10 protein-coding genes are annotated in these 10351 nt (G+C 71.9%); 2 read left to right on the top strand and 8 right to left on the bottom strand.

Annotated features, from left to right (window positions below; genetic code table 11):
* The 5 genes from ftsZ to murB all read right to left on the bottom strand — a co-directional run.
* On the bottom strand, positions 1-1612 hold a 1612-nt coding region (ftsZ, locus tag MTDSW087_RS13105), incomplete at its 3' end, for a cell division protein FtsZ (protein ID WP_144764503.1).
* A 92-nt stretch (positions 1613-1704) separates the two neighbouring features.
* Positions 1705-3027: a cell division protein FtsA gene (ftsA, locus tag MTDSW087_RS13100; RefSeq protein WP_144764501.1), complete on the bottom strand. Its 1323-nt coding sequence runs from the start codon at positions 3025-3027 to the stop codon at positions 1705-1707.
* A gap of 59 nt (positions 3028-3086) precedes the next feature.
* Complete coding sequence (locus MTDSW087_RS13095) at positions 3087-4019, bottom strand: cell division protein FtsQ/DivIB (protein ID WP_144764499.1); 933 nt, start codon at positions 4017-4019, stop codon at positions 3087-3089.
* Positions 3986-4909, bottom strand: coding sequence for a D-alanine--D-alanine ligase (locus MTDSW087_RS13090; RefSeq protein ID WP_144764497.1), 924 nt, complete (start codon positions 4907-4909; stop codon positions 3986-3988). Before MTDSW087_RS13090 ends, MTDSW087_RS13095 begins: the two co-directional genes overlap by 34 nt.
* 35 nt (positions 4910-4944) lie before the next feature.
* The gene (gene murB, locus MTDSW087_RS13085; protein ID WP_144764495.1) at positions 4945-5868 is read right to left on the bottom strand and encodes a UDP-N-acetylmuramate dehydrogenase; all 924 of its coding nucleotides are present in this window, start codon (positions 5866-5868) and stop codon (positions 4945-4947) included.
* 47 nt (positions 5869-5915) lie between these two features.
* Here murB and MTDSW087_RS13080 point away from each other — a divergent pair, with 47 nt between their 5' ends.
* Both MTDSW087_RS13080 and MTDSW087_RS13075 read left to right on the top strand, forming a co-directional pair.
* The gene (locus tag MTDSW087_RS13080; RefSeq protein ID WP_144764493.1) at positions 5916-6173 is read left to right on the top strand and encodes a type II toxin-antitoxin system RelE family toxin; all 258 of its coding nucleotides are present in this window, start codon (positions 5916-5918) and stop codon (positions 6171-6173) included.
* A 10-nt stretch (positions 6174-6183) separates the two neighbouring features.
* Positions 6184-6567: a helix-turn-helix transcriptional regulator gene (locus MTDSW087_RS13075; RefSeq protein WP_144764491.1), complete on the top strand. Its 384-nt coding sequence runs from the start codon at positions 6184-6186 to the stop codon at positions 6565-6567.
* 16 nt (positions 6568-6583) lie between these two features.
* Here MTDSW087_RS13075 and murC read toward each other — a convergent pair whose 3' ends face one another.
* The 3 genes from murC to MTDSW087_RS13060 are packed head-to-tail and all read right to left on the bottom strand — an operon-like array spanning position 6584 to position 10323.
* Positions 6584-7990 carry a UDP-N-acetylmuramate--L-alanine ligase gene (murC, locus tag MTDSW087_RS13070; RefSeq protein ID WP_144764489.1) on the bottom strand — a complete coding sequence of 469 codons (1407 nt, stop codon included), beginning with the start codon at positions 7988-7990 and terminating at the stop codon, positions 6584-6586.
* Positions 7991-8050: 60 nt separating this feature from the next.
* A complete protein-coding gene (murG, locus tag MTDSW087_RS13065) occupies positions 8051-9160 on the bottom strand; it encodes an undecaprenyldiphospho-muramoylpentapeptide beta-N-acetylglucosaminyltransferase (protein WP_144764487.1) in 1110 nt (369 codons plus the stop codon).
* Complete coding sequence (locus MTDSW087_RS13060; RefSeq protein ID WP_144764485.1) at positions 9157-10323, bottom strand: FtsW/RodA/SpoVE family cell cycle protein; 1167 nt, start codon at positions 10321-10323, stop codon at positions 9157-9159. The genes murG and MTDSW087_RS13060 overlap by 4 nt, the downstream gene beginning before the upstream one ends.
* Positions 10324-10351: the final 28 nt, after the last annotated feature.

Below are 10351 nucleotides of genomic sequence, written 5' to 3'. Positions count from 1 at the left end.
GGGCCGGGGCGACGGGCGCCTGCGGCTGGGGCGCGCGGGGCTGCTGGGCACGCGGGGCCGGGGCGGGCTCGGCCTCCTCGCGCCGGCCGCCGAAGCCGACGGTGGCGAGGCGGCGCAGCAGCGAGGTGCGCTTGGCGTCGGCGGGCTCCGGCGCCGGCTCGGCCCGGCTCGCCATGATCTGGTTCTGGGCGATCGGGGGCAGCTCGTGGATCTGCGGCATGCGCGGGGCGCGGGCGACCGGCGCGGAGGCCGGGGCGGCCGGGCGCGGCGGCACGAACGGGCCGGCATGGTGCTGGGGCACCGACTCGGCCTGCGGCGCGGCCGGGGCGGGCACGAAGGGCGCCGCGGCGCGGGGCTGGGCATGGGTCAGCACCACGTCGTCGCGCATCAGGGAGGCGGCCTCGATGGCGGCCTCGACGGAGGGCAGCACCGGGGCGGGCGCGGCCACCGGGGTGACCGGGATGTGAGCGGCCGGCATGTGCGGCGCCGGAGCCTGGGCCAGCGGCGCCTCGGTGCGGATCGAGGGGATCGCATGGCCGGCGGCGGCGCGGGAACGGGCCTCGGAGCGCAGGCGCTCGGCGACCTCGGCGATGCGCTGCTCGGTCTCGGCGATGGCCGGGTTGTTCGGCGAGTTCGCCGAGATCAGGGCCGGCTCGATGCCGGTGGCGACCACCGACACGCGGATGATGCCGTCGAGGCTCTCGTCGAAGGTGGCGCCCAGGATGATGTTGGCGTCCTGGTCGACCTCCTCGCGGATGCGGGTCGCGGCCTCGTCGAGCTCGTAGAGGGTCAGGTCCGAGCCGCCGGTGATCGAGATCAGCAGGCCGCGGGCGCCCTTCATCGAGACGTCGTCGAGGAGCGGGTTGGCGATGGCCGCCTCCGCCGCGCGGTTGGCGCGCTTCTCGCCCGACGCCTCGCCGGTGCCCATCATCGCCTTGCCCATGCCGCGCATGATCGCGCGCACGTCGGCGAAGTCGAGGTTGATGAGACCCTCCTTCACCATCAGGTCGGTGATGCAGGCGACGCCCGAGTAGAGCACCTGGTCGGCCATCGCGAAGGCGTCGGCGAAGGTGGTCTTCTCGTTGGCGACCCGGAACAGGTTCTGGTTCGGGATCACGATCAGGGTGTCGACGGCGGCCTGGAGCTCCTGGATGCCGGACTCGGCCGTGCGCATGCGGCGCATGCCCTCGAACTGGAACGGCTTCGTCACGACGCCGACCGTCAGGATGCCCATGTCGCGGGCGGCCCGCGCGATGACCGGAGCGGCGCCGGTGCCGGTGCCGCCGCCCATGCCGGCGGTGATGAAGCACATGTGGGCGCCCGAGAGCTGGTCGCGGATCTCGTCGATCACCTCGTCGGCGGCGGCCGAGCCGACCTCCGGGTGCGAGCCGGCGCCGAGCCCCTGCGTGACGTTGAGGCCCATCTGGATCACCCGCTCGGCCTTCGAGGAGGTGAGCGCCTGCGCGTCGGTGTTGGCGACCACGAACTCGCAGCCGAGGAGGCCCGACTCGATCATGTTGTTGACGGCGTTGCCGCCCGCGCCGCCGACGCCGAACACGGTGATGCGGGGCTTGAGTTCGCGGATGTCGGGCGCCTGGAGGGAAATGGCCATGGTGTCGAGCCTCTCGTGACCTCTGTGTTGCGTGCGGCGCCTCGAGCGCCATTTTTCGAGCGGCCCGTCCTCGCGGAGGGGCCGGGAAACCGTCAGAAGCTTTCGCGGATCCAGCGGACGACCTTGGGCAGGTAGCGGTCGGTGCCGGTCGCGGCGAAGGCGCCGTGCCCGCGGGGCTCGAAATGCTCCGCGTGCGCGACCTGCGGGTAGACGAGCAGGCCGACCGCCGCCGAGAAGGCGGGGCCCTTGGCGGCCTCGGGCAGGCCGCGGATGCCGAGGGGCCGGCCGATGCGGACCTGGCCCTGCATCACCCGACGGGCGACCTCGGGCATGCCGACGAGCTGGCTGGCGCCGCCCGTCAGCACCACGCGGCGCCCGGCCTGGGCCGCGAAGCCCGCATTGCGCAGGCGGTCGCGGACGAGTTCCACCACCTCCTCGACGCGCGGCTTGATGATGCGCACGAGCTGCGAGCGCGGCACGTGGGCGGGCGCCTCGCCCTCCTCCTCGCCGACGCCGTGCACGGCGATCATGTCGCGCTCGTCGGAGGGGGTGGCGATGGCCGAGCCGTAGAGGGTCTTCAGCCGCTCGGCCGCCGCGACGCGGGTGGAGAGCCCGCGGGCGATGTCCATGGTGACGTGGTGGCCGCCCACCGCGATCGCATCCACGTGGACGAGGTGGCCGCCGGAGAACACGCCGACGCTCGTGGTGCCGCCGCCCATGTCGACCACGCAGACGCCCATCTCCGCCTCGTCGTCGACGAGGGCCGAGAGGCCGGCCGCGTAGGGCGTGGCGATCACCGCCTCGACGCCGAGATGGCAATGCTCCACGGCGAGCATGACGTTGCGCGCGGCCGCGGCCTCGGCGGTGACGACGTGGAGGTCCACGCCGAGCGCCTCGCCGATCATGCCGGACGGGTCGATCACGGCGCCCTGGCCGTCGAGGGCGTAGCCGGTGGGCAGGGCGTGCAGCACGGCGCGGCCGGGGCTGACGCCGTGGGCGCTCGCGGTCTCCAGCACGCGCTCCACGTCGGTGCCGGTGACTGTGCCGGTGCGGACGTTCACCCGCGCCTGGAAATGCTGCGAGGCGAGGCGGCCGCCCGACATGTTCACGATGACCGACTGGACCTCGACCTTCGCCATGCGCTCGGCGGCGTGGACGGCCTGACGGATCGCGCCCTCGGCGGCCTCGAGGTCGACGATGGCGCCGCCCTTCAGGCCGAGCGAGCGCTGGTGGCCGATGCCGATGATGCGCGCGAGATGGGTGCGGCCCCTGAGCGTCGACATCGCCTCGGCCGGCTGCAGCTCGGCGATCAGGCAGACGACCTTGCTCGTGCCGATGTCGAGCACGGAGAGCGTCGTCGCGCGGCGGGCGGAGAGCGGCTTCAATCGGGGCGTGAGGCCGTGATGGCTGTGCATCGAACGCTACCGGGCGACAGGACGGGCTGGGGCGGGACGGCGGGACGGCTGAAGGGCGATCACGAACTGGTGCCCTTCTTCGTCTTCTTCTGCGCCTCGGCGCGGGCGGCGGCGGCTTCCTCGGTCAGGCGGACCACGACGCGGTCCGGCAGGCGCAGGTCGACCGCGATGATGTCCTTCTCGAGGAGGCGCTCGTTGCGCTCCAGATCGACGAGGCGGGCGAGCGCGGCGGCGGGATCGGATTCGGGCAGGCGGATGTCGACGCCGTCGAGCTTCAGGGTCCAGCGCCGGCCCGAGACGTAGGTGCCGGCCTTCACCCGCTCGGCGAGCCCGCCCACCGAGGCGATCAGGGCGAGGTACTCGCCGAGCTTGGCGTTGGCGCCCTCGCCGACCACGAGCGGCAGGCTGGCGTAGCGGTCGTCGCGCAGGGTGTCGATCACGGTGCCGTCGGCGGCGATGACGCTGACCTCGCCGTTCCGCTGCCAGAGGGCGGCGGGCTCGCGCTCCACCTGGTTGATCACGATCTCGTTGGGATAGATCTTGCGGACCGAGGCCGAGGCGATCAGCGGCACCGCGAGCAGGCGCTGCCGCACCTCGATCACGTCGAGGAAGGGCACGGAGGAGCGCCAGTCGATGCCGGCCGCGGCCAGCACCTCGCGCTCGTACATCCGCGAGATCCCGGAAATGGTGACGCGCTCGACGCCGAAGCCCGAGAGCCGCGCCGCGATGTCGAGGGGGCGGCCGTGCTCGGCCACGAATCCGTCATAGCGCCCGCTCGCCACGAAGCCGGCGAGCGCCACGGCTGCGAAGGCGGCCGAGAGGCCGACCGCGCCGAGGCCGCGGGGCAGGCGCCGATCCAGCGGCTCCTTGGAGCGGAAGGCCGAGCGGCGGAGCGAGCGGGGCAGACGCTCGGCGAGCCCGGAGACCAGCCGCGCGGCGAGGCCGGGGGCGGCGGGGCTCAGCGGCCCAGAGAAGCGTCCTCCACCATCCATCGGACGAGCTCACCGAATCCGTAGCCCGCATGGGCCGCCATCTCCGGCACAAGGCTCGTCTGGGTCATCCCGGGTTGCGTGTTGACCTCGAGCACGACGAGGGCACCGGTTCCTCCCGGTGTATCGTCGTAGCGGAGGTCCGCACGGCTGACGCCCCGGCAGCCCAGTGCTTGATGCGCCGTTAACGCCAACTCTTGGACACGCTGGTAAACATTTGGTTTAAGGTCGGCCGGCAGCACGTGGATCGAGCCCCCTTCGGCGTACTTGGCGTCGAAGTCGTACCAGTCGCCCGTGGCGGGCTTGATCTCGATCACGCCGAGGGCTTCCTCGCCCATCACCGCGCAGGTCAGCTCGCGGCCGGCAATGTAAGTCTCCACAAGGACTTCCTCGCCGTAGGTCCACTCCGCCGAGGCCAGGATCTGGGGCGGGTGCGAGCGCCCGTCGCGCACGATGATGACCCCCACGGAGGAGCCCTCGGAGACCGGCTTGACCACGTAGGGCGGCGGCAGGACGTGTGACTTCGCGGCCACGTGACGGTTAACGACGCGGCCCTCCGGCACCGCGACGCCGGCCGCCTTCATCACCACCTTGGCCCGCTCCTTGTGCATGGCGAGCGCCGAGGCGAGCACGCCGGAATGGGTGTAGGGAATCTTCAGGATCTCCAGGAGGCCCTGGATGGTCCCGTCCTCGCCGGCCGGCCCGTGGAGGGCGTTGAAGGCCACGTCCGGGCGGAGCCCGGTGAGCACCGAGGCGACGTCCGCGCCGACATCGACGCGGGTGACGCGGTAGCCGACGCCCTCGAGCGCGTCGGCGCAGGCATTGCCGGAGCTGAGCGAGACCACCCGCTCGCTGGAGGTGCCCCCCATCAGGACGGCGACGTGCTTGGGCATGGAGGGTCTCCGGTCGTCGAAGGTTCGGGCGGGATTCACGCTGCCGCGGCCACGCCGATGCGCCGGATCTCCCAGTGCAGCGCGGTTCCGGAGGTCTCGCGCACGCGGCGGCGCACCTCCTCGCCGAGGTTCTCGATGTCGGCGGCGCTGGCCTCGGCCCGGTTGATCAGGAAGTTGCAGTGCATGGGCGAGACCTGGGCGCCCCCGAGGGTGAGCCCGCGGCAGCCGGCGGCGTCGATGAGCTGCCAGGCCTTGCCGCCCTCGGGATTCTTGAAGGTCGAGCCGCCGGTGCGCTCGCGGATCGGCTGGGCCGCCTCGCGGGCCGCGGTGACGCGCTCCATCTCCGCCTCGATCGCGGCGCGATCGCCCGGCCGGCCGCGGAACAGGGCGCTCGTGAAGATCACGTCCTCGGGCGCTGCGCTATGCCGGTAGGTGAAGCCCATCTCGGCATGGCTGAAGGTGCGGACCTGCCCCCGCCGGTCGATCCCGCGGGCCTCGACCAGCACGTCGGTGGTCTCGCCGCCATGGGCGCCGGCATTCATGCGCAGCGCCCCGCCGATGGAGCCCGGGATGCCGCGGTAGAAAGCGAGCCCGTCGAGCCCGGCCTCGGCCGCGGCCTTGGCGAGGCGCATGTCCGGCACGGCGGTGCCGACCCGGAGCGTGTCGCCGTCGATGTCGATGCCGCCGAAGGCCCGGCCTCCGAGGCGGATCACCACCCCCGGCACACCGCCGTCACGCACGATCAGGTTCGAGCCGAGCCCGATCACGGTGACAGGCACCGCCGGATCGAGGGCCGCGAGCAGGAGGCTAAGATCCTCCTCGTCGGCCGGCGTGAACAGCACCTCGGCCGGCCCGCCGACGCGGAACCAGGTGAGGTCGGCGAGCGGCTGGTTCGCGAGCAGGCGCCCGCGCAGAGCCGGCGCCGCAGCGCGAATGGAGTCGTGGAGTGCGTTGGTCATGCTAAGCTTCGCACCGGCCGGACCGGCTTGCGTGAGGGGAACGCGGCATGGGCAAGGACCTCGTCTTCACCCGCGCGGCCGCGCGGACCTTGAGCCGGATGCCGCGCGATACGGAGGATCTGATCCGCAGGAAGTTGCGGCAGTACGCGTCGGATCCGGCGAGTCTCGCCAACAACGTCAAGGCGTTGAAAGGCGAGGGAGAACGCTGCCGCCTGCGGATCGGAGACTGGCGCGCGGTCTTCACGATCGAAGCGGATCGGATCATTGTCCATGCCGTGGGCCCGCGCGGCTCGATCTACGGATAGGAGCGTGACCGTGACGATCGTGCGAACCCGGACGCCCTCGGGCGAGGCCATCGTAATCCTGCCCGAAGCCGAGTTCGAGCGCCTGCGCGAGCTCGCGGAGGATGCCCTGGACGCGAAGCTCTTGGACGAGTCGGCGGCCCGGCTGGACGCCGGCGCGGACGAACTCCTGAGCGAGGCGGAGCTCGACGCCCTGCGCGCCGCGCCGAGCCCCCTCGCCTTCTGGCGGGAGCGCCGCGGCCTCACGGTTGCGGCCCTCGCGCAGGCGGGCGGGGTTCCCGAGGCGCGCATCGCGACGCTTGAGCGGAACGAGGCCACGGCCGAACCGGCGCTCTACGAACGGCTCGCCGGGGCCCTCGACGTGGACGTCGAGGACATTCGGCCGGAAGCGGCGTGAGCGGCAGGCACGCGCCTCACCCCTTCAGCGCGGCGAGGTCGCCCGGCAGGGCGTAGGCCCACTGGGTGATGTTGCCGGCGCCGAGGCAGACGACGTAGTCCCCGGGCTTGGCGAGCCCCGCGATGATCCGCGGCAGGTCCTCGGGCCGCTCCAGCGCCTGGGCGTCGCGGTGGCCGCGGGAGCGCAGGCCCGCCACCAGGCCGTCGCGGTCGATGCCCTCGATCGGCTGCTCGCCCGCCGCGTAGACGGGGGCGACGATGACCGTGTCGGCATCGTTGAAGCAAGTGCAGAAATCGTCGAACAGCGATTGCAGGCGGCTGTAGCGGTGGGGCTGCACGATCGCGATGACGCCGTGCTCGGTGGAGGCGCGGGCGGCCTTCAGCACCGCCTTGATCTCCACCGGATGGTGCCCGTAATCATCGAAGATCGCCGCGCCGTTCCATTCGCCGGTGCGGGTGAAGCGCCGCTTGACGCCGCCGAACTGCGACAGGGCCTGGCGGATCGCCTCGGGCTTCACGCCGAGCTCGTGCGCGACCGCGAGCGCCGCGGTGGCGTTGAGCGCATTGTGCTTGCCCGGCATCGGCAGGATGAGATCCTCCATCTCCATCCGGTAGCCCGGCCGCCGGTCGCGGATCATCACGCGGAAGCGGCTCTGGCCGCCGCGCAGGTCCACGTCGATCAGGCGAACGTCCGCCTGGGGGTTCTCGCCGTAGGTGATGATGCGCCGGTCCTCGATATGGCCGACGAGGTCCTGCACCACGGGATGGTCGATGCACATCACCGCGAAGCCGTAGAACGGGATGTTGTCGATGAAGCGCCGGAAGGCGTCCTTCACCGCGTCGAACGAGCCGAAATGGTCGAGATGCTCGGGGTCGATGTTGGTGACGATGGCCACGTCCGCCGGCAGCTTCAGGAAGGTGCCGTCGGATTCGTCGGCCTCCACTACCATCCACTCGCCCTCGCCCATGCGGGCATTGGTGCCGTAGGCGTTGATGATGCCGCCGTTGATGACGGTCGGGTCGAGGTTGCCGGCATCGAGCAGCGTCGCGACGAGGGAGGTCGTCGTGGTCTTGCCGTGCGTGCCGGCGATGGCGACGCAGGACTTGAAGCGCATCAGCTCAGCCAGCATCTCGGCGCGGCGCACGACGGGCAGGCGGCGCTCGCGGGCGGCCTGCAACTCCGGGTTGTCGCGGCGGATCGCGGTCGAGACCACGACGAGGGCGGCCGCCTCCACGTTCGCGGCGTCGTGGCCGACGAAGGTGCGCATGCCCTTCTCCGCCAGACGGCGCACGTTGGCGTTGTCGGAGGCGTCAGAGCCCTGCACCGTGTAGCCGAGATTGTGCATCACCTCGGCGATGCCGGACATGCCGATGCCACCGATGCCGATGAAGTGGATGGGGCCGAGCTTGTCGGGCAGCTTCATGGGTCGAACCGTCGTGTCGCGGGATCCGCGAGGCGGTATCCCAGAAGAATCAGGTGAGAATCAGGTGCGTGCGGCCGTCTCGGCGACCACCGTGGCGAGACGCTCGGCGGCGTCGTGAATCCCGGCGCTTTTGGCCGCCTCGGCCGCGCGGGTCAATTTTTCGGGAGTTTCGAAGTATTCCACCAGCTCCGCCGTGAGGCGATCCGGGGTGAAGGCGGTCTGCGGCAGCGCCAGGGCGGCGCCGATCCGGGCCAGCGTCGCGGCGTTGGCCGCCTGGTCCTGGTCGAGGGCGCCGGGCAGCGGCACCAGGATCGCGGGCCGGCCGATCGCGGCGAGTTCCGAGACGGTGGAGGCGCCCGAGCGCGAGACCACGAGGTGGCTCGCCGCCATGCGGGCGGGCAGGTCCTTGAAGAAGGGCGCGGCCTCGAGCCCGGCGAGGCCCATGGCGCGATACGCGGCCTGGACGGCAATGAGGTCCTCGGGCCGGACCTGCTGCACGAGGTGCAGGCGCGCGCGCAGGTCCGCCGGCAATTGCGCCAGCGCCTTCGGCACCACCTCGCCCATCACCCGCGCGCCCTGGCTGCCGCCGAAGACGAGGAGGCGCAGCGTCCCGTCCGCGGCGAGCGCCGGATAGGGCGTCCGCGCCGCCTCGATCACCGTGGGGCGTAAGGGGTTGCCGGTGTGGATGCGCGGGGCGGTCGCCTTGGCGGGCACGCCGCGCACCTCCGCGAAGCCGGTGGCGATGGTGCGCGCACCGCGCGCCAGGAAGGCGTTGGCCCGGCCCATCACCGCGTTCTGCTCGTGCAGCACGGTGGGCACGCGCAGGATCTGGGCGGCCAGAACCGGCGGCACGGTCGGGTAGCCGCCGAAGCCGACCACCGCCGCCGGGTTGATGCGCTTCACTTCCTTGGCGGCGACGCCGAAGCCGCGTCCCAGGGTCAGCACGGCGCGCGCCCGCTTGACGAGGTTGCGCCCCGAGGGCGTCGCCGAGGGGATGGTGACGAACTCGGAGGCCGGAAACGCGTCCTTCAGCGCGTCGACCCGGGCGTCGGTGGCGAGCGCCACCCGGATGCCGCGAGCGCGGAGCGCATGGGCGAGGCTCTCGGCGGGGAAGAGATGGCCGCCGGTGCCGCCCGCGCAGAGCAGGATCGTGGGGGTGAAGACCGTCACCGCATCACCCCGGCGACGGTGGCCGGCGCGGTGCCGGGCGGCTTCTGGCTCAGCAGCGTGCTGCGCGGGCGCTTGCGGGTGAGCGCCACGAGGAAGCCCATGCCGAGCGCCAGCGAGATCAGCGAGGAGCCGCCGTAGGAGACGAAGGGCAGGGTCATGCCCTTGGCCGGCATGAGCTGGGTGTTCACCGCCATGTTGATGCAGGCCTGGAGGCCGAACAGCGTGGTCAGCCCCGTGATGGCGAGGCGCGAGAAGGTGTCGTCGGTCCGCCGCGCCTGCTTCAGGCAGCGCAGCACGATGTAGGCGAAGAGGGCCACGAGGCCGAGGCAGACCAGCACGCCGAATTCCTCGCCGGTGACGGAGAAGATGAAGTCGGTATGTGCATCCGGCAGGTGGCGCTTGGCCACCCCCTCCCCCGGGCCCGTGCCGAACCAGCCGCCGGAGCGGAAGGATTCCTGCGACCAGAACACCTGGAAGCTGTCGCCCGAATCCTTGTCGAGGAAGCGCTCGATGCGCTCCCGCACGTGGTGGAAGAAGGTGTAGGCGGCGAACACCCCGACCATGCCGGCAAGCCCGAGGGCGCCGACCCAGATCAGGTGCAGGCCGGCCACGAAGAACAGCGCGCACCAGACCAGGGTTATCAGCATGGTCTGTCCGAAATCGGGCTGCAGCAGCAGGGGCACGATGGTCAGGGGCAGGATGAGCAGCCCCAGGATGCCGCCCGGCATGTCGCGGCGCTGCGCGCCCTCCGAGAAAGCCCAGGCCGCCACCACCACGAAGGACGGCTTCACGAATTCCGAGGGCTGCAGGCCGAGCGAGCCGAACTGGATCCAGCGGTGCGCGCCCTTGATCTCGGGTCCGAACTTGGCCGCGAAGACGCAGAGGACCACGCCGATCGCCCAGGTGATGAGCGCGAGGCGGCGGACGCCGCGCAGCGACAGGAAGGAGACGGCGCAGATCAGCAGGATCGTCGGGACGAGATAGATCGCCTGGCGGTTGAGGAAGTAGAAGGTCGGCAGGCCGATGCGCTCGGCCACCGGCGGGCCGCCGCCCATCAGGAAGACGAGGCCGGCCACCATCAGGCAGCCGAGGGCCGCGAGCAGGCTGCGGTCGACGGTCCACCACCAGTCCGTCAGGGGCGTGCGTTCCGCGCGGGACATCATGGCTGGGGACGCGTCTCCGGGGCGCGCG

The organism is Methylobacterium dankookense (genome assembly GCF_902141855.1).
In the GTDB taxonomy this organism is placed as follows: Bacteria; Pseudomonadota; Alphaproteobacteria; order Rhizobiales; family Beijerinckiaceae; genus Methylobacterium; species Methylobacterium dankookense.
Note: the sequence above shows the minus strand (reverse complement) of the source record. Positions and strands in the feature narration are given on the sequence as shown.